Here is a 21764-nt window from a genome sequence, read left to right on the forward strand (position 1 = left end):
ATGAGCGTCGAAGCCCCCGTTGTGCGCGCGTCCCGAGGACGCGCTGCCTTCGGTGCGCTCGCGGCCGCGACGGCCGCGGTGGTCGTGCTCGCCACGCTCTCGGGTGCACCGGCTCCCGCCGCGGCCGCGGTCGTGTCGACGGAGCCGGTCGTCACGACCCCCGTCGTGCCGCTCGGCCCGGCGGTGCCCGACGCCCCGGTGATCGTCGCGCCCGCGTCCGTCGCCGAGGCCCCGGCACCGGTCGCGCCCGCCGCGCCGCAGACGGTCACCCGCCAGGTCGTCATCACGACGACCCCGGCACCGACAACCTCGACGGGCACCTCGAACTGCGTGCTCAAGGTCACCGGCGGCGACGGCGACGGCAGCTCGTCCAGCTCGAGCTCGAGCTCGAGCTCGACGAGCCGCACCCTCGTCTGCGGCCCCGGCACCGTCGGCCCGACCACGGTCGGCTCGACGCCCGACCCGGAGCCGACCCCGACGCCGACCCCGACACCGACCCCGACCCCGACCCCGGAGCCGACGCCCGAGCCGGAGCCCACGACCGAGCCGACGCCCGACCCCGAGCCGAGCGAGCCCGCCTCCGACGAGACGGCATCCGAGGCCGACTACTCGCTGCTCTCCGTCGGCGCGCTCGAGCTCTTCGCCGAAGAGGGCGACGAGGGTGAGGGCGAAGGCGAAGGCGAGGAAGAGGAGGAGCCGACGCCGGTCGCCGTCGTCCTGACCGGCACGACCGTCACGGTCGCGATCGACGGCACCGACCTCGTCGCCACGGTGGACGGCACCGAGACCCGCACCGCGCTCACCGAGGTGCTGAGCGTCGCGGTGACCGCCTCCTCGATCTCGATCGGCGCGGGGGTGCTCGCGGCGCTCGGCGCCATCCCGCTCACGATCACCGGCTCGGGTTCCGCCTCGCTCACGGTGACGGGCGACGGCATCGGCTGGACGCTCGGCGCATCCGGATCCGGCACGGTCACCGTCGGCGGACAGAGCGTCTCCTACACGGGCGTCACCACCGTCGCGGTCGCCGGCTCGGACGCCACCCTCACGCGCACCACCTCGAGCGGCCCCGTCACGTGGACCGTCTCGGGCGCCGGGGCGGGCACCGTCGCCGACCTCTCCTTCTCGGGCTTCGCCCACCTCGTCGGCTCGGCCGGCGAGGACGACACCTTCGCCATCCAGGCCGCCGCGGGCGGATCGGTCGCGACGGTCGACGGCGGCGCCGGCGGCCACGACACCCTGTCCCTCGACGTCGGCGGCGGGCGCGTCGAGTCGGTGCCGAGCGGCTCCGACTCGGGCACCCTCTCGGTCGACGCCGCATCCGTCGGCTACGCCGGTCTCGAGCCGCTCGCCGTCACGGGCACCCCCGACGAGGTCTCGGTTTCGACGACCACCGCCGACGACGTGCTCGAGGTCAGCCAGGACACCACGACCCAGGCGATCCTCGTGGTGAGCACGACCGGCTCGATGGAGTCGGTCACGCTCGTCGTCCCGAACGACGTGTTCGAGATCCTCGCCGCCTCGCCCGGCGTCACCGTGCGCATCCTCACCGACCTCGTACTGCCGGGCGTCACCATCCGCATCGTCGCGGCGCACATCGTGGCGGACGCCGTCACGATCGACACGAGCGACGCCGCCGGCGACGGCGACATCCACCTCACCGCCGGCACCGCCGACGACACCGACGCCTCCATCGTGCTCACCGACACGACGCTCACCGGCGGCTCGATCGAGTTGAGCGCGACCGCGACCGCGGCACCCGCCGCCACCCCGACCGACACCGTGAACGTCACGGCGAGCGCGACGGCGACCCTCGACGGCGCCACCGTCACCGCGAGCGGCGACGTCACCCTCGCGGCGAAGGTCGACGCGACCCTCGCGGCGACGGCCACCCCCGACGCGAGCGTCGACTCCGACACGGACGCGGCCCTCGCCCGCGCGAGCGTCACCACCTCCGCCACCGCGCTCGTCACGGGTGCGACCGTCATCACGGCGGCCGGCTCGCTCGCCGTCGACGCGCAGAACACCACGACCGTCACGGTCGACGCCGACGCGACGGGTGCGACCCGCGGCGCGGCCGTCGCCATCGCCACGGTGACCGCCGGCGCGACCGCGACCGTGAACGGCACGGGCGCGCTCACGGCATCCGACCTCACCGTGAACGCCGAGACCACCGCCGCCGTCACCGCGACCGCGACCGCGAGCCCCGGCGGCGCGGCGGGCAACGACACCGACCCCGGCACGACGACCGACGGCGCGGCCGAGACCCCCTCGGGCACCATCACCGTCGCGGGGGCGCTCACCTCGGTCGACCTCGACCAGTCGGCCGTCGCGCTGCTGCAGCCGGGCGCCGCCGTCGTCGCACCCGACGGGGTCACCGTGAGCGCCGCCTCGCGCGGCGGCTCCACGGCATCCGCCGACGGGGCGCCGGTCGGCGACACCGCGAGCGGCGTGGGCGTCGCGGTCGCCGTCAACCGCAGCGCGGTCACCACCTCCGCCCGCGTCGTCGGCGGCGACTACACGACCGACGCCCTCACGGTCGAGGCCGTCACGGCCCCCACCGTCTCGGGCGACGCCAACCACTACGTCGCGACCGCCGTCTCGGGCGCATCGGCCGGCAGCGGAGCGGCGGCGGATGCCGTCGCGGTCGCCGGCGCGGTCGCCCTCGCGCTCGCGACGATCGTCACCCGGGCGACCGTCTCGGGCGCCGTGCAGCTGACCGACCCGCTCGCGAGCGGCGACGCCGTGGCGGATGTCACGGTCGGCACCCGCGGCAACAAGAAGACGACCGCCTCGGCGACGCCGGCCGCACCCGTCGCGGGCGAGACCGCCGGGATCGGCGCGAGCGTCGCGCTCGGCTCGCTCGACGACTCGAGCCTCTCCGAGCTCTCCGACGGCGCGACCGTCGACGGGCTGCACACGCTCGCCGTCTCGGCCGACTCGACCTCGGCGCTCGAGACGACGGCCGAGGGCGGCGCGAGCGGCGGCGGCGTGACCGTCGCCGGGGCGAGCGCCATCGGCGTCTCGACCGTGACGACCCTCGCGCGGATCGGCATCGGTCCCGCGCTCCTCGCGAGCGGCGACGTGACCGTCGAGGCCGAGCAGCGCGCACCGGTCACGACGACCGCGAGCGGAGCCGCGGCATCCGGCGACGCGACCGTGGGCCTCGCGCTCGCGCTCTCCTTCGTCACCCACGCCGTGCGCGCCGTGACCGAGCGCGACCTCACCGCCGCGGGCGCCATCGTCATCCGGGTGGCGGGTGCCTCGGCCGCCGCCACGACCGCCTCGGCCTCGGCCGGCGGTGCCGCGGGCGAGGGCAGCCCCGACAGCCAGCCCGCCTCCGGCTCGATCGACGGCGCGCGCGACTACGCCGCCGACCACAGCACCCCCGGCTCGGTGCCCGGCTCCACGCCCGAGCCCTCCTCGCCCGCGGGCGTCGTGTCGGTCGCCGCCGCGATCTCCGTCACCCTCTACTCCTCGCACGCGGAGGCGACCGCCGACGGCGTGCACCTCACCGCGAGCGCCGTGACCCTCGAGGCCCGCCACCACGACGCCGCCGACTCGACCGCCACCGGAGAGCCCGCCGACCGCGGCCCCCCGAGCGTCACCATCGGAGCCGGAATCGCCATCACCGACGCGGACGTCGTGATCAGCGCGACCACCGGATCCGGGACGACCATCGACGCCGACGCGCTCACCCTCGTCGCGGGCGTCGACAGCACCACCGCCACGGGGGACCCCGCCACCGCGCACCGCTTCACCGCGACGTCGATCGCCGGCGCCGGATCGGGTGGCACTCTCGGCCTCGCCGGCAGCCTCGCGCTCCTGCTCGTCGACCTCGACACGACCGCCTCGGCCGGCGGCTCGCTCGACCTGGACCTCGACGGCGACGGCATCGCGGGCGCGCTCAGCGTCACGGCCGACTCCGCCGCCGAGAGCGCGGCATCCGCGAAGACGGCCAAGGGCTCGGGCGACTCGACCGTCGGCGTCGGCGCGAGCGCCGCCGTCGCGGCCGTGACCCACCGCACGCTCGCCGAGCTCGCCGACGGGGCGACCCTCGCGCCGACGCTCACCGCGGGCGGCACGATCGAGATCACCGCCACCGGTCACGACACCACGACCGCCCTCGCCGAGGGGGCCGCCGCGGGCGGCGTCGCGATCGCCGCCTTCGTCGCGACGACCCTCGCGACCACCTCGACGGTCGCCCGCATCGGCACCGGCACCGCGATCGACAGCGGCGCGGCCCTCACCCTGACCGCCGAGCAGGAGGCCACCGCCTCCGCGACCGCCACCGGCGCCGTCGCCGGGGGCGGCACCGCCGCGGTCGGCGCGGGCATCGCCCTCACGATCGCCGACCACGCGGTGACCGCCACGGTCGCCCGTGCCGTCACGGTCGGCAGCGCGACCCTCGCCGCCACCGGCACCTCCACCCAGACCGCCTCCGCCACGGCATCCACCTCGGGCGCGCCCGAGGGCGACGCCGACGCGGGCGAGGAGGGCGACGGCGTCGACGAGCAGCTCGAGCAGCAGCGCGACCACGCGAGCTCGGTCTCGGGCGGCGGCACCGGCCCCGACCTCCCCTCCGCCTCCACCTCCTCCGGAGGCGTCGACGCGGCCGCCGCGATCGCGCTCGTGCTCGGCACCGCACGCGTCGAGGCCGGGCCGACGGGGGCGGGTGCGCTGAACACGGCGGGCGCGCTGTCCCTCGCGGCGACGAGCTCGACCACCGCGACGAGCACGGCCGACGGCGCCGCCTCTGCCGGCGGCACGGCGGCGATCGGCGCCGCGGTCGCCCTCACCGACGTCGACGTCACGACGCACGCCTGGACCGGCACCGGCACGGTCGGCTCGCTCTCCCTCACCGCCGACGCGACGACCGTGCTCGGTGCGAGCTCGAAGGCGGGCGCGGGCCAGGGCACCATCTCGGTCGCGGGCTCCGTCGCGCTGCTCTTCGCCGACCTCGCCACGACCGCCGACTTCGCCGGCGACCTCACCGTCGCGGGCGGCACGGGCGACGTCGAGCTGGAGGCGACCTCCGACACGACCACCACGACCTCCGCCACCTCGGGCGACGGCGCCTCCGGCTCGAGCGTCGGCATCGGCGCCGCCGCCGCGATCGCCCTCGTCGACGAGACGACCACCGCGGCCATCGCCGACGCGGCCACGATCACCGGCGCCCACGACGTGACGGTCGCCGCCGACGCCACCCACGCGACGAGCGTCGAGGCGAAGATGGGCTCCGCCGGCGGCGGGGTCGCGATCACCCCCGCGGTCGCCGTGGCGCGCGTCGACCTCGGCACGACCGCCCGCCTCGGCACGGGCACGCAGCTCGCGACGAGCGGAGCGCTGCAGCTCACCGCCGCGCAGGACGCCACGGTCGCCGCCGACGCGGGCGCCACGGTGTCCGCGGGCACCGCCGGCCTCGGCATCGCCCTCGGCCTCGTGCTCGCCGAGCTCGAGGTGAAGGCGGCGCTCGGCCGGAACGTCGCCGCGACCGGCGACGTGACCCTCTCGGCCACCGGCCTCGCCGACCTCGACGCGACGGGCGAAGCCTCCGCATCCGGTGCGCCCGGCGACTCCACCAGCGGCGGCGAGGGCGACGGCGTCGACCAGGCGATCGCGAAGGAACGCGACCACGCCGACCCGTCCGGCAGCCAGTCGGCCGAGAGCCCCTCCGCCTCCACCTCGCAGGGCGGCGTGAGCGTCGCCGCCGCCGTCGGGGTCGTCATCGCGACCGTCACGGCGCACACCGTCATCGAGTCCGGAGTCACCGCGATCGCGGGCGACGCCGTCACCATCTCCTCCGCGCTGCAGACGGATGCCGCCTCGGTCGCCGACGGCTCCGCGACCGCCCCCTCCGCGGTGGGCATCGGAGCGGCCGTCGCCCTGACCACGCTCGACCAGCTCAACAGCGCGACGCTCCCCGCGGGCGTCACCGTCACCGCGGGATCGCTCACCGTCTCGGCGACCGTCGCCGCACGCGGCACCGACACCGTCTCCGAGATCGGCGCCTCCGCCTCCGCGGGCGCGGGCGGCGGCAACATCTCGATCGCCGGCTCGGTCAGCATCGCCATCGTCGACGCGCGCACCGAGGCGCGCCTCGACGGCGCCGCAGTGCTCACCGGGGCGCTCACCGTCGAGGCCGCCGCCGCCCTCACGGCGACCGTCACGGCGCTGCCCGCCGAGGACGGCGTGAGCGGTGAGTCGGTCGGCATCGGCGCCTCTGCCGCCATCGCCGTCGTCGAGGACGTCGTCGTGGCGGCGATAGGCTCCGGCGCGACCGCGCAGGCCGGCGCCGTGCGCGTCGCCGCGAGCTCCACCTCCACCGCATCCGCCGAGGCGCGCATCGGCGCCACGAGCCCCTCCGTCTCGGTGGCGCCCGCCGTCGCGACCTCCTTCCACACCGCGAGCACCTCCGCCACGATCGGCACGGGTGCCGAGCTGACCGCCGCGAGCCTCGAGCTCACCGCCACCCAGACCGCCACCGCCACCGCCACCGCGAGTGCGGACGCCGCGGGCGGCAGCGCCGCCGTCGGCGTCGCGCTCGGCCTCGCGATCGCCGACCACGACGTGACGGCATCCGTCGCGCGCCTCGTGACCGTCACGGGCGCCGCGACCGTCACGGCCACCGGCAGCTCGCACGCCACCGGCGACGCGACCGCGGCCGCGGGCGGCGCGGGCGACGACAGCACGAGCGGCCCCGGCGTCGACGCGCAGGTCGCGGGGGAGAAGGACCACGCGGCCGACCTCGCCGGCTCGAGCGACACCCCCGAGGCGCCGAGCGCCTCCACCTCGCAGGGCGCGGTCGGCGCGGCCGCCGCCGTCGGCGTCGTCATCTCCCGCGCGAACGTCACCGCCGTCATCACGGCGACCGGGCGCGTCGTCGCGGCGACCCTCACCCTCACCGCCTCCGGCGAGGCGGATGCCACGAGCGCCGGCACCGGCTCGGCGGCGGGCGACGCGAGCGTCGCGATCGGGGCGGGCGTCGCGCTGACCCTCGCCACGACCCGCACGACCGCCGAGATCGCCGCGGGCGGCTCGGCCCGCGCGGGCGCCATCACGATCGAGGCGACGAGCCCCGCCGGATCGGAGCTCGCCGCGAACGCCACCGCGGGCGCCGCGGGCGGCGTCTCGATCGCGGGCGCCGTGGCGATCGCCGTCATCGACCGCGAGACCGTCGCCCGGCTCGCGGGCTCCGCCCAGACCACCGGAACGGGCGCGTTCACGATCAGCGCCTCCTCCGACGCGACCGTCGACGCGACCGCGGTGCCCGCCGAGAGCGGCTCCTCGAGCACCGGCTCGGTCGGCGTCGGCGCCGCCTTCGCGCTCGTCATCCTCGACGAGACGGTGCTCGCCGAGCTCGCCGCCGGCGCGACCGCGACCCTCGCGGGCGCCCTCGCGATCAGCGCCTCCGCCCACACCGAGGCGACGACGACCGCGACGATGGGTGCCGCATCCGGCTCCGTCTCGGTGGCGCCCGCCGTCGCCGTGACGCTCTCGACCGTCGAGGCCGGCGCGCGCATCGGCACCGGCGCGGCGCTCACGAGCGGCGCGATCGCCCTCACCGCGACGACGGATGCGACGGCCGGCGCCACCGCGGACGCCGCCGCGACCGGCGGCACGGCCGCGATCGGCATCGCCCTCGGCCTCGCGACCGCCACCCACACGGCACGCACCGAGCTCGCGCGCAACCTCACGAACGTCGCCTCCGCCTCGTTCGCGGCCACCACGATCTCCGCCGTCTCCGCCTCCGGCACCGCCTCCGCGGGCGGCGCGGAAGAGGAGTCCGACGCCGAGACGGACACCGACGGCGACGGCAAGACCGGGGTCGACGAGCTCGTCGGCGCCGAGCGCGACCACGCCGACGGCGTCGCGACGACGCAGGGCGTCGAGGGCTCGGGCGGCTCCGAGACCCCGTCGGCCGAGACCTCCGAGGGCGGTGTCTCCGCCGCCGCCGCGATCGGCATCGCGATCTCGGATGTCGTGGCCGAGGCGAAGTTCACGGGCACCGTCACGATCACCACCCCCGGTGCCGTCACCCTCGCCACGGGCGTCAACGCGGACGCCGCGTCCGCCGCCGACGGCTCGGCCACCGGCGGCAGCGCCGCGATCGGCGCGGGCGTCGCCCTGACCCTCAGCGATGTCAGCAACCGCGCGGTCGTCCCCGCGAACCTGCACATCACGGCGGGCGCGCTGACGCTCCGGGCGATCGCCGCCGACGACGCGGGCGACACCACCTCGACCATCACGGCCGACTCGAAGTCGGGCGCCGCGGGCGACGTCTCGGTCGCGGGCAGCCTCGCGATCGCGCTCGTCGACCACGAGACCCGCGCCTCGCTCGAGAGCGCCGTGACCCTCACGGGCGGCGACCTCGTGCTCGAGGCGGGCGCCGACGTCGCGGCGACCCTCAACGCCCTGCCGGGCCTCGACGGCGCCAGCGGCGACAGCGTCGGCATCGGCGCGGCCCTCGCCCTCGCGATCCTCGCCGTCGACACCACCGCGATCATCGGCGACGGCATCGCCGTCACGGGCGCGCGCGACGTGACGCTGACGGCGACCGCGACGTCGGTCGCCACCGCGACCGCCCGCATCGGCGCGGCGGGCGGCGTGGCCGTCGCGCCCGCCGTCGGAATCGTGCTCTCGACCGTCGCCACCTCGGCGACCCTCGGCACGGGCAGCCTGCAGCTCGCGCGCGACCTCGCGCTCTCGGCGTCGCAGACCGCGAGCGCCGCCTCGACCGGCGGCGCCGTCGCGACGAGCTCCGGCTCGGCCGCCGTCGGCATCGCCCTCGGCCTCACGATCGCGAAGCACAGCGCCACCGCGACCCTCGCGCGCACCGTCGTCGCGGGCGGCGACATCTCGCTCACCGCGGTGAGCGTCTCCTCCGCCGCGGCGACCGGCGAGGCATCCGCCGCGGGCACCAAGGCCGAGGACGACCCCGACGCGCCCGACACGACGACCCCCGAGGACGGCAAGACCGGCGTCGACAAGCAGGTCGCCCAGCAGCGCGGCTTCGCCGACGACACGGCGGGCAGCCACGACCTCGGCGACACCGGCGACGCGGAGGCACCCGCGGCCGAGACCGACTCGGGCGCCCCGATCGCGGTCGCGGCCGCCGTGGGCGTCGTCATCTCGACCGTCACCGCCCGCACGGTCATCGCCGACACCGTGCCGACGCTGCGTGCGGACGGCGTCGTGAAGCTCACGACCCGCGCCGCCGCGGACGCCGCGAGCACCGCCGACGGCTCCTCGACCTCGCCCGACGGTTCGGCCTCGATCGGCGCGGGCGTCGCCCTCACCCTCTCCGAGCTGCGCAACGTCGCGAGCGTCCCGGCGACCGTCGTCATCACGGCGCACGGCGTCGAGGCCCGCGCCGAGGCGGCCGCCGACGGCGGCGACGACGCCTCGACGATCGGCGCCTCGGCATCCTCGGGCGCCGCCGGCAAGGTCTCGGTCGCGGGTTCGGCCGCGATCGCCATCATCGACCACGAGACGCTCGCCGAGATCCGCGGCACCCTCGTGCTGGGCGGCGGCGACCTCGTGCTCGTCGCCGGCTCCGCGCTCATCGCGAACCTTGCGGCGCTGCCGGTCGGCGACGGCTCCACCTCGAGCGGCAGCCTGGGTGTCGGCATCTCCTTCGCCCTCGCGATCGTCGGCGACACGACGAAGGCGGAGATCGTCGACGGCGTCTCGATCACGAATGCCGGCGACGTGAGCCTCACCGCGGATGCCGCGGCCGAGACGACCGTCGAGGCCCGGATGGGCGCCGCCGGCGGCGACGTGACCATCACCCCCGCGATCGCGGTCGTGCTCTCGAACGTCGACGCGACCGCACGGGTCGGCACGGGCGTGCTGTCGCTCGCCGGCTCGCTCTCCCTCGCGGCCGCGCTCGACGCCGCCGCGACGACGACGGCGGGCGCGGAGGCGACCGGGGCCGCGACCGCGGCGATCGGCATCGGGCTCGGCCTGACCCTCGCCAACCACTCCGCCCGCGCGGTGCTCGCCCGCGACACGACGGCGGGCGGCTCCGTCTCGCTCGAGGCCACCGCGATCTCGGCGGCATCCGCCACCGGCTCGGCCTCGGCCGCCGGCGCCCCCGACGAGGAGGACTCCGACGCGACGACCCCCGACACGAAGGACCGCACGGGCGTCGACAAGCAGGTGGGCGCCCAGCGCGACCACGCCGACCAGACGGCGGGAGACCGCGGGCTCGGCACCTCGGGCGACGCGGAGACCCCCGCGGCCGAGACCTCGGACGGCTCCGTCTCGGTCGCCGCCGCGATCGGCATCACGATCTCCACCGTGACGGCGGAGACGGTCGTCACCGACGACGTCGCGACGATCGTCGCCACCGACGCCGTGCGGCTCGCCTCCGCCCTCAACGCCGACGCGGCCTCCGCCGCCGACGGCTCGGCGACCGACGGCGGCACCGCCGCCATCGGCGCGGGCGTCGCCATCAGCTACGCCGAGCACCTCAACCGCTCGCTCGTGCCCGCGACGCTCACCGTCCGCGCCCACGACCTGACCGTCGCGGCGACCGTGGCGACGAAGGGCGCCGACGACACCGCGACGATCACCGCGGAGGCCTCCTCCGGTGCCGCGGGCGGCGTCTCGATCGCCGGCTCCGTCGCGCTCGTCATCGTCGACCAGGACACGCTCGCGGCGATCGACGGCACCGTCGAGCTGAGCGGCGGCGACGCGACGCTCACCGCCGCCTCGAAGGTGTCGGCCACCGCGAAGGCGCTGCCGGTCGGCGCGGGCTCCACCTCGAGCGGCAACGTCGGCATCGGCGTCTCCTTCGCGCTCGTGCTGCTCGACGACGAGGTCTCGGCCCTCATCGCCGACGGGGTCTCGCTCACGGGCGCCCGCGACGTCGTGCTCGAGGCGAGCGCCACCACCTCGGCCACGAGCGAGGCGCGGATGGGCGCCGAGGCACCCGGCTCCGGTTCGGGTTCGGGCTCCGGTTCGGGATCGGGCGGCGGTTCCGGCGGCGGCTCGGGCTCCGGCGGCTCCGGCTCGAGCGGCGTCGCCGTCGTGCCGGCCGTCGCGATCACCCTCTCGAACGTCGTCACCACGGCGCGGATCGGCACGGCATCCGGAGCCCTCTTCACGGTCGACCGCGACCTCGTGCTCCGCGCCTCTCAGCACGCGACCGCGGCGGCCACGGGTGGCGCCACGGCGACCGCCGGGCAGGCCGCCGTCGGCATCGCGCTCGGCCTCACGATCGCCCCGCACGGCGCCACCGCGACCCTCGAACGCAACGCGACCGTCGGCCGCGACCTGCGCCTCTCCGCGACCTCGATCTCCTCCGCCACCGCGACCGGCGAGGCCTCGGCGGCGGGTGCCCCCGAGGAGACCGACGAGGACAAGGCCGAGGACAGCGAGCACCGCACGGGCGTCGACAAGCAGGTCGGCCGGCAGCGCGACTACACCGACACCGCGGCGAACAAGAACGGCGTCAAGAACACCGGCAACGGCTCCACGCCGAATGCCGAGACCTCCGGCGGCTCGATCTCCGTCGCGGCCGCCGTGGGCATCGTCATCTCCACGGTCTTCGTGCAGGCGGGTGTCGGCGACGACGTCACCGAGCTCATCGCGGGCCGCACGATCGAGCTCGCCTCCGCCGCGAACTCCGACGCCGCCTCGCACGCCGACGGCTCCGCGACGGACGGCGGCACCGCCGCCATCGGCGCGGGCGTCGCGTTGACGTTCTCCACCGTCATCAACCGCGCGGTCATCCCCTCGTGGCTCACGGTGCGCGCCGAGAACCTCGTGCTCTCGGCCACGGTCGCCGTCGACGGCGACGACCACACCGCCACCGTCTCGGCCGCCTCGACGGCGGGCGCCGCCGGCGGCGTCGGCATCGCCGGCTCGGTCGCGATCGTCATCGTCGACCAGGAGACGCTCGCGGGCGTCTACGGCGAGGTCGTGCTCACGGGCGGCGGCCTCACCGCGACCGCGGCATCCGACCTCGCCGTGACCGTCACGGCGCTCCCCGCGGAGGACGGCGTGAGCGCCGAGTCCGTCGGCGTGGGCGTGGCCTTCGGCCTCGCACTCGTGACGGACGTCGTGCAGGCGCTCATCGACGACGGCGTCTCGATCACGGGCGCCCACGACATCACGCTCGACGCCTCCGCCCTCACCGTCGCCTCCGTCGAGGCGAAGATGGGCACCGTCGCGACGGGCTCGTCGTCGAGCGGCTCGGGCTCCGGGTCGGGCAGCGGCTCCGGCAGCGGTTCGGGATCGGGCTCCGGGTCGGGCGGCTCGGGTTCCGGCTCCTCGGGCGTCGCGATCACCCCGGCGATCGCCATCATCATCTCCAACGTCACGACCGAGGCCCTCGTCGGCACGGGCTTCCTCGAGCTGAGCGGCACGCTCACCCTGAGCGCCGCGCAGGACGCCACCGCCGGCACGACCGCGGGCGCCGAGGCGACCTCCGCCGGCAAGGCCGCGATCGGTGTCGGGCTCGGCCTCACGATCGCCAACCACGGCGCGATCGCCGAGCTCTCGCGCAACGTCGAGGCGGGCGACGGCATCACGCTGCAGGCCTCGAGCCGCTCGGTCGCCACCGCCTCCGGCTCGGCATCCGCCTCGGGCAACGCGCCGAAGGGCGACGAGGACACCGCCGACGGCGAGGGCAAGACGGGCGTCGACAAGGAGGTCGGCGCGCAGCGCGACTACGCCGACACCGTCTCGACCCGCCACGGCGGCGCCGGCTCCGGCAGCGGCAAGTCGCCGAGCGCCTCCACCTCCGACGGCGGCGTCTCGGTCGCCGCCGCGATCGGCATCGTCATCTCGACGGTCCTCGCCGAGGCGCGCGTGACGGAGGACGTCACCCTGCTCGTCGCGGGCGGCACCGTCACCTTCGCCTCCTCGGCCAACACCGACGCGTCGAGCTCCGCCGACTCCTCCGCCACGCAGCCCGCCTCGAGCGGCTCCGGCAGCGGTTCGGGTTCCGGCTCCGGATCGGGCTCCGGTTCGGGCGGGTCGGGCAGCTCCTCCGTCGCGATCGGCGCGGCCGTCGCCCTCACGATCTCCAACGTCACCAACCGCGCGGTCGTGCCGAGCTGGCTCACCATCCGTGCGCACGCGCTCGTGCTCTCGGCCACCGTGACCGTCGTCGGCGACGACGCGGTCTCGACGGTCGGCGCCGCCTCCGCCTCGGGGGCCGCCGCCTCGGTCGGCATCGCCGGCTCCGTCGCCATCGCGATCGTCAACCAGGAGACCTACGCGGGCATCGCGGGCATCGTCGAACTCACCGACGGCGACGCCACCATCACCGCCGCCTCCGCCCTCTCCTCGACCGTCAAGGCGCTGCCCGTCGGTCTCGGCGTCACGAGCTCGGGCTCGGTCGGCGTCGGCGTCTCCTTCGCCCTCAACCTCGTGCTCGACGAGACGACCGCGGCGATCGAGGCGGACGCGCTGCTCACGGGCGCGCACGACCTCACGATGTCGGCGAGTGCCCGCGTCGACGCCGCGACCGAGGCGCGCATGGGCGCCGCGATCACGAGCTCCGGCTCCGGTTCGGGCTCGGGCTCGGGCTCCGGTTCTGGATCCGGCGGTTCCGGCGGTGGCGGGTCCGGCGGCGCGGCCGTCGCCCCCGCGATCGCCGTCACGAGCTCCGACGTCAAGACGACGGTGCGCATCGACGCCCTCACGGGCGACAACCTCATCGAGCTGAGCGGTGCCCTCCAGGCGATCGCCACCCAGCGAGCCTCCGTGGTCACGAAGGCGACGGCCGAGGCGGAGGGCGGATCGAGCGCTTCCGTCGGCGTCTCTCTCGCGCTCACCCTCGCCGACCACGCCGTGCTCGCCCGCACCGACCGCAACATCACGGCGGGCGACGGCGTCGAGTTCGCGGCCCTCGGCTCGTCCCACAACGAGTCCACCGCCGAGGCGTCGGCGAGCGGCGCCAAGTCGAAGACCGACAACGACGGCGAGACGAGCCCGTCGAGCCAGGGCAGCGTCGGCGACAAGCTCACCACCCAGCGCGACTTCGCCGGCAGCACCTCGAGCGCCAACGGCGGCAAGGGCGTGCGCAACACCTCGAGCAACCCGAGCGCCAAGAGCTCCGACGGCGAGGTGACGGTCGCCGCGGCGATCGCCCTCACCATCGCCGACGTCTCGGCGATCGCCGAACTGCCCGACGGCCTCAGCATCACCGCGGGCGGCGCGGTCGTGCTGCGCTCGAGCCAGAACGCCGACGCCATCTCCACCGCCGACGGCACCGCGGTGCACGCGACGAGCGCCGGCATCGGCGCGGCCGTCTCGCTCAGCCTGCTGTGGCTCGTCAACCGGGCCGGCCTCGGCGAGAACACGACGATCACGGCGAACGGCTTCACGGCGTCCGCGACCATGACCGACGTCGACGGCGACCGCGTGCACACCGTGACCGCCTCGAGCGAGTCGGGTGCCGGCTCGACCGACGTCGCCGTCGCCGGCTCCTTCGCCCTCAACGTCGTCACGACCCAGACCCAGGCGCTCATCCCCTCGACGGCGATCGTCGACGCCGGCACCGGCGACGTCGTGCTGCGGGCCGAGAACCTGCGCGCCGACACCGCCATCGCCAAGGCGGACGCCGCACTCGCCAAGTCGGGCAAGACCGGCGTCGGCGCCTCGGTCGCCATCAACCCCGTGCTCGACAACGTGACGCGTGCCGAGATCGAGGACGGCGCCGTCATCTCGGGCGGCCACGACGTCACGATCGAGGCCATCTCGGCCGACACGGTCACGACGATCGTCAAGGCCGGTTCCGCCGGTTCCTCGACCGCGGTGAGCCCGGCCGTCGGCATCACGATCGTGCAGCACACGACGATCGCCCGCATCGGCAGCTCCGCCGAGACCTGGACGGTCACCGGCTCGATCGCCATCCGCGCGCAGCACGACGGCTCCACCACGACGACGGGCGACGCGGAGGCCGTGGGCGACGGGGTCGCCGTCGGCGCGATCATCGCGATCAACGTCGTCGACATCGAGACGACCGCCGAGACGTTGCGCTCGCTCACCGCGGGCGGCTCCCTCACGCTCGCGGCGCACACCGTGACCTCCGCGGTCGCGGACGCGAAGGCGAGCGCCCAGGGCAAGGCGATCGACACGGCGACGGACGCGGCATCGAACTCCGACGAGCAGGCCCAGAACCAGGTCGACAACACCCCCGCCACCCAGGGCAAGGGCATCACCCTCCCGAGCTCGTCCTCGCAGGTGAACAACGGCAACAGCCAGTCCTCCTCGCAGGGCGGGCAGGGTTCCGACGGCGTCGGGGTCGGCGCCGCCGTGACCGTCAACTGGGTCACGATCGACACCCTCGCCCGCATCCCGGCCGACCTCGTGCTCGTCGCGGGCGGCGCGGTCGGCGTGCTCGCCGAGACCGGCGTCGACGCGACCGCGAAGGCCACCGGCACCTCGCTCAAGACGGGCTCGACCAACATCGGCGCGGCCGTCGCCCTCAACTACGTCGACGTCGACGACCGCGGCTCGATCGGCGACCGGGTCACCATCACGGCGGGCGACACGATCACGGTCACCGCGATCACGCCGAACGGCCGCAACGACTTCACCGCCTGGGGCATCGCCGCCGCGGGCGGCACCGGCCAGGCGAGCGTCGCGGGCTCGATCGCCGTGCAGGTGCTGCTGCTGCGCAACCTCGCCACGATCGGCGAGGGCGTGCACATCACGACCGCGGGCGGCCTCGTCCTCGCCGCGAGCAACCCGATGGGGCTGCAGTCGGTCGCCGCCGCGGGCGCCCTCAGCACGAGCTCCTCCGGCATCGGCGCGGCCATCGTCGTCAACGTCATCGACACCGACACGATCGCGCGCATCGGCTCCACGGCACTCGCCCCCGTCGTGATCGACGCGGCCGGCGCGATCGTGCTCGCCGCGACCTCCGGCATCGTGGCGCTCGCCGTCGACCCCATCCTCGACTTCGAGATCCCGGATGTGAGCGGGGTGGCCCTCGCGGGCGGCGCGAGCGTCGGGCAGACCGCCGTCGGCGGCTCGCTCATCGTCGACATCGTGAACATCGCGACGCAGGCGCTCGTCGGCGACGCCACCTCGATCAACCAGACCATCGGGTCCCTGCCCGGCCAGTCGCTCACCGTCTACGCGAACGACGACACCGAGTTCGTCGAGCTCGCCGGCGCGGTCGGCCTCACCACGGGATCCGCGGGCGTCGGCTTCGCCCTCGTGCTCAACGTCATCAACAAGGACGTGCGCGCGGTCATCGGCAAGGGCGTGCACGCGACCGTCGGCGGCTCCGTCACGGTGTCGGCCATCGCGCGGGAGTCGTTCACGATGCTCGCCGCGGGGGCCGCCGCCGCCCAGAGCGCGGGCGTCACCGGATCGTTCGTCGTGCTCATCGTCAACCAGGGCGACGACAGCGGCACGCGTGCCCTCATCGACGGCGGCCAGAGCACCCCGACCACGGTCACGGCGGGTGGCGATATGACGATCGTCGCCGCCGACGACGTGCACGACTCGCTGCTCTTCGCGGGCGGCGTCGCGGCGGGCGGCACGGCGGGCGTCGGCGTCTCCTCGGTCGTGCTCGTGCGCACCGGCAAGGTGGATGCGGGCATCGCCGAGTACGACCGAATCGTCGCGAAGGGCACGCAGGGGCTCGCGATCGTCGCCACGCAGTCCGAGGACTTCGAGTCGATCGCCGTCGCCGGAGCGGCCGGCGGCACGGCGGGCGTCGCGGGTTCGGCGACCGTCGCGGTGCACGACAACACCACCCACGCCTACATCTCCACGGGCGTCGTCGTGAACGGCGACAACCTCGGGGCGATGGCGACCCAGGGCGTGACGGTCGTCGCATCCGACCACACCACGAGCCTCGGCGCCGCGGGCCAGCTGGCCCTCGGCGGCACCGCGGGCGTCGGAGCGGGCGCCGACGTCCAGGTCATCACGAAGGACACCCGCGCCTGGATCGCCCCCGGCGTCGCGGTCGCCGCGAACGGCAACGTGACGGTCGACGCCGACTCGAGCGAGGACCTCACCTCGATCTCGGCGGGCGGGTCCGGCGGCGGCACCGTCGGCGTCGCGGTCAACGCGGCCGTCTCGGTCATCTCGATCACCACCCGCGCGACCGTCGGCGAGGAGTGCGCCGCGGTCACCGCCACGGAATCCGCGTGCGCCTCCTCGCGCAGCACCGTCTACGCGGGCGGCAGCGTGCGCATCGCCGCGAACGACGCCCTCTCGCTCGACATCATCGCGGGCTCGCTCGCGGTGGGCGGCACCGCGGGCGTCGGAGCCGCGGCGGCCGTGCCCGTCATCTCGAAGCAGACCATCGCCTTCATCGGCGACAACTCGATCGTGCAGGGCCGCGGCGCCCTCGGCAGCGGCATCCGCGTGACGACCGGCGGCTTCGTGGTCGAGGCGGTCGACACCCGCTTCACCCCGCAGAGCGCGGTGCAGTCCGACGGCACCACGATCGAGCTCGGCTACCAGCACGGCCTGCGCGACGGCCAGACCGTCGTCTACGACGCCGGCGGCGGCGCCGAGATCGGCGGACTCACGAGCGGCGACAGCTACGTCGTGCACGTCGTCTCGCCGACCGCCGTGCAGCTGTCGGCGCTCGACGACCCCACCATCCTCACGCTCGACCCGAGCACAGCGACCGGTGAGTCGCACCGCATCGTCGACGGCCGCTCGGCATCGCTGCCGGCGAGCGAGTCGCCCTACTTCGACCCGAAGACCTCGGGCGCGGTCGTCGGCCAGGTCATCACGCTGCCGTACGACCTCGACCTCCACGACGGCGACTCGGTCATCTACAGCGCGGGCGGCGGCACGGCGATCGGCGGCCTCGTCGACGGCGGCAGCTACTACGTCAAGCTCTCGGGCTCCGGCTTCAAGCTGACCACCCAGAAGTGCCTCACCGAGTCCACGGTGCCCGCCGACTGCACCGGCAGCTTCATCACGCTGAACGCCGCCGTCGCGACCGGGCGCGGTCACAGCATCGTGCTGCAGGGCGCGCAGCCCTCGCCCGACCCGGCGAGCACCTCGGGCGTGCGCACCATCACCGCATCCGCCGACGACGACTTCGTGGGCGTCGCGGTCACCGCCACCTCGAGCGACGACATCGCCGGGGTGGGCGTGAGCGCCGCGGTCTCCGGGGTCGCGGGCGTCGGCGTCGGCGGCAGCGTCAACGTCGTCACGAGCCGCACCCTCGCCTTCATCGGACGCCTCGCCCAGGTCACCGCCGGATCGACCGGCCACGCCGCCTCCGTGCTGGTCGCGGCGGGCCACGACCTCAGCATGCTCATAGTCTCGGCGGTCGCCGCGGGCGGCACCGCGGGCGTCGGGGTGAGCGCGACGGTCGGCGTCGTCGACCTCGACACGGATGCGGAGCTGCGGCTCGGCGCCGTCGTCGTCTCGACCGCCGACACCGTCGTGACGGCTCACGGCCACGAGAGCATGGTCGCCGTCGCGGCCACCGCGTCCGGCGGCTTCGTCGGCGTCGCGGGCGCCGTCACGGTGCTCGTGCTCGACGTGCACACCCACGCGACGCTGCAGCGGGTCACGGTCGACGCGGGCGGCAGCGTCGTCGTCGACGCGGCCGACGACACCGAGATCGTCGTCGTCGCGGGTGGCGCGGCGGGCGGCTTCGTGGGTGTCGGCATCGGCGTGGGCGTCACCTCGGCGAGCAAGGACACCCAGGCGTACGTCGCCGCCGGTTCGATCATCGACGCGGACGGGGTGACCGCCCCGGTGGGCGGCATCCTCACCGGCGGCTTCGCGAGCTCCGCCTACGGCGACTTCGGTCTGCGGCCCGGATTCGCGGGTGTCGCGGTGCAGGCCCGCTCCACGCAGGACGTCTTCGGCCTCACCGTCGCCCTCGGCGCCGGCGCGGTCGGTGTGGCGGGCGCCGTCACCACGACGCTGCTGACGGTCGTCACCCGGGCGGTCGTCGACTCCTCGGCGAGCGCCCCCACCCGCATCAACCTCACCTCGACGCCCGGCTCCGCGCAGTCGGTGAGCATCACGGCCGCCAACGCGAGCCGCACGCTCACCGTCGCGGGCGGCATCGCCGCCGGCGCCGTCGGGGTCTCGGGTGGCATCGACATCGGTGTGCTCGCGGTGAGCACCCAGGCGGCGGTCGGCCCGAACGCGTCGATCAGCGTCGCGCGCGACTTCAGCATCTCGGCCCTCGCCTCGGCGAGCATCACGACCTTCGGCCTGAGCGTCGCGGGCGGCGCGGTCGGCGTGGCCGGCGCCGTCTCGGTGTGGACCTTCGGCACCGAGGCGAAGGACGACTACAGCGCGGGCGGCGGCAGCGCGGGCGACGCCTCGGCGCTCGAGCCCGACGACCAGAACGTGACCGGGAACTCGGATGCCACCGCCTCCGGCCAGGGCGACCACGGCTACACGAGCATCCTCGAGGGTGCGGGCTCGAACACGGGCTCGAAGGCCGACGCGCACGTGGGCGACGCGGTCTCGTCGGCCGATTCCTCGGTCGGGGCGAGCAGCCCCGGCGCCACGCGGGTGAGCGACGCGCTCGCGGCCGACGACCTGCCGCGCGGCACGAGCGCCACGATCGGCACCGGCGTCGTCATCGTCGCGGGCCGGGATGTCGCGGTGCGCGCCGAGGAGGCGAACGACTACCTGGGCATCGCGGGCGCCGCCGCGATCGGCGCGGGCGCCCTCGGCGGATCGGTCGCGATCGCCAACCTCACGAGCAACGTCGACGCGGGCATCTCGGCCGGCGTCTCCATCACGGCGGGCGGCGGCGTCGGCGTCGCCGCCGTCATGAGCGAGCGCACGACGGGCATGGCCTTCGCGGGCGCCGCGGGCGGCCTCGCCCTCCAGGGCCAGTTCCTCGTCATCGACAGCCACGCCGTGCAGAACGCGCACATCGACGACACGGCCGTCATCCCGCACGCGGGTGGCATCGTCTCGGCCGACGCCACGGCCGACCGCCGCATCGAGGGACTCGGCGTGGGCGTCGGCGTCGGCGGCGTGGCCGTCGGCGCGGCCGTCGTCGTGATCGACCCCGACGGCGACACGACCGCCCGGATCGGCGACGTCGAGATCGGCGGCACCTCGGCATCCGGCGGACTGCGCGTGGCCGCCTCGTCGACGATCGTCGTGCCCGTCCAGGTGTACGCGATCAACGCGGGCGCCCTCGCCGGGGTGACCGCGGCAGGCGGCGTCGCCCCCATCTCGGGCACGACGAGCGCGACGTTCGACGGCACGGCCTTCCTCACGGGCGGCGCGACGATCTCGGCGACCGGCCGCCACACGGCGAGCGTCTTCATGATCTCCGTGGCGACGGGCGTCTACTCCGCCGGCGCCAGCTACGCCACCGCGACCGTCTCGCGCGACACGAAGGCGACGCTCACCGAGCACTCGAGCATCACGGCGGGTGGCGCGATCGCCGTCACGGCCGACACCCGCAACCACACCGACGTCTCCACGAACGGCGGCAACCTCTCCGGCATGGGCTTCTCGGTCATGACGCCGACCGCCCGCGTCACGGGCACCACCGACGCGATCGCCAACGGCGAGATCCTGGCCTCCGGCTCGGTCGCCGTGACCGCGACCGCGCAGAACCGCGCGAAGGCGGACGCCGTGCTCGTCGCCGTCGGACTCATCATCGGCGCGGGTGGCCTCGTGGTGACCGCGGAGATCGCCGAGTCGGCGCGCACCTACGCCGAACTGCACGCCGTGGGCACCGTGAAGAGCGCGGGCGATGTCGTCGTGTCCGCGACCACCCCGGTTGATGCGGGACTCGGCTCCCAGGCATCGGCGACCGCGGTCGCCGGCAACGGCGGCGCGATCACCGGCGGCGTCTACGCGACCGACGCGACGATCGCCGCCCCGGTAACCGCGAACCTGCAGGGTTCCGTGGTCGCGGGCGGCAAGGTCGGCGCGGAAGCCCAGTCGCACCGCACGCTGCACGCCTCGCTCGACTCGACGGGCGTCGGCGCCCTCGGCGTCTCGGTGACGCGTGCCGTCGCCATCCTGCTGAAGTCCGCCGCGACCACCGCCCACGTCTGGGGCGGCGAGATCGTCGCGGGCGGCAAGGCGCTCGCGACGGCCGCCTCCGTGCAGACCGCGAACGTCGAGACCGACACGATGTCGATCGCGGGTGCCGCCGCCGATGTCGTACTGCCCACCGCCAGCATCCGGGCCGCGACGACGGCGACGCTCGAGAGCCCGACGACGAGCGTCGGTGCGATCCTCGGCGCCACCTCCGTCAACCACGCCGTCGTCGACGCCGACGTGGTCGGGTTCAGCTTCGGCTCGTTCCGCAAGGTCGGTGCGGTCGCCGAGATCACCGCAGACGCCGACACCGCCGCGACGGTGCCGCTCGGCGCATCGTGGTTCCGCGCCGCGGGCGGCGACGTCGTCATGACGGTGTCGTCCGACAACGTCGCGCACGCGACCATGAAGCAGGTCTCGGTCGGCCTCGCGGGAGTCTCGATCATCCCCGTCACCGCGACGATCGACGCGAAGACCGTCGGCATCATCGAGGCGGGAACCGCGTCGAGCGCAGGCATGGCCATCACGGTGGACGCCGGCAACGACATCCTCGCCCAGGTGGAGCTGACCGATGTGCAGGTGCTCGCGGGCGGCTCCGGGGTGTCGGTGCACGCGACGCTCACCCAGCGCGCCGAGACCACCGGTCGGATCACGCTCGGATCGGGCGGCCTGACCGCGAGCGGAGCCGTCTCCGTCGAGGTCACCGCCGTCAACCCCGTGACGGCCTCGCTCGAGATGACCAGCGCGACGCTCATCGGCGGCGGATCGACCGAGTCCATCGCGCAGACGAA

General features: G+C 75.4%; 1 protein-coding gene (cut by a window edge). It reads left to right on the forward strand.

Translation table 11 applies throughout. The features are described 5' to 3' along the window. A protein-coding gene (locus D7I47_RS06425; protein WP_157981654.1) for a beta strand repeat-containing protein crosses the window boundary here: on the forward strand, positions 1 to 21764 show its 5' portion. The gene runs 7462 nt beyond the window's last position; the window shows 21764 of its 29226 coding nt (coding positions 1-21764); the start codon lies at positions 1 to 3; its stop codon lies off the right edge, out of view.

Origin of the sequence: Protaetiibacter intestinalis, assembly GCF_003627075.1 — a bacterium.
Lineage (GTDB): Bacteria > Actinomycetota > Actinomycetes > Actinomycetales > Microbacteriaceae > Homoserinibacter > Homoserinibacter intestinalis.